Origin of the sequence: Blastomonas sp. UPD001 (assembly GCF_003426715.1) — a bacterium.
Lineage (GTDB): Bacteria > Pseudomonadota > Alphaproteobacteria > Sphingomonadales > Sphingomonadaceae > Blastomonas.
This window is the reverse complement of the sequence record NZ_QKVT01000124.1, coordinates 1-505: the sequence shown is the minus strand read 5'-3', so window position 1 is coordinate 505 and position 505 is coordinate 1. Positions and strand designations below refer to the sequence as shown.

The following is a 505-nucleotide window of genomic DNA, read 5'->3' as shown; positions in this document are numbered from 1 at the left end:
CGCGTGGGATCTAAATCGTTCGTCCCCGCTCAGCGTGCGCTGTAAGCGAGCATGCGCTGACTTTGCATAATTAGGGTCGATTTCACAGCCCCAGAACCGACGATCATGCAAGAGCGCTGCGACGCCAGCTGATCCAGTTCCGGCAAAGGGATCGAAGACCACATTCCCCGCGTCCGTCAATGCCAGCACCAGCCGCTCAACCAAAGCCACTGGAAACTGGCAAGGGTGTTCCGTCTTCTCGACATGACCAGCCTTCACGTTTGGGATCTGCCAAAAATCATGTTCGGCGCCGGGCACCTCCCAAACGTCTTCCGGGTTCTTCCCAAGAGGGTGGCTTGAGAGAAGGCCGGCACGAGGCCCTCTGTAAGCACGTTTGCCTGGATACTTGGGAGGAATTCGAACGGCGTCGAGGTTAAAAATGTAGTCGTCGGAAAGGGTATACCATAGTACAACTTCGTATCGTCCGCTGAAGCGACGACGCTGATGTAGTCCGTGGCCAAAATTC

General features: G+C 55.8%; 1 protein-coding gene. It reads right to left on the bottom strand.

From position 1 onward, the window contains the following. The coding region (locus tag DM995_RS19465) for a DNA-methyltransferase (RefSeq protein ID WP_198669511.1) at positions 1-505 on the bottom strand (505 nt) is incomplete at both ends.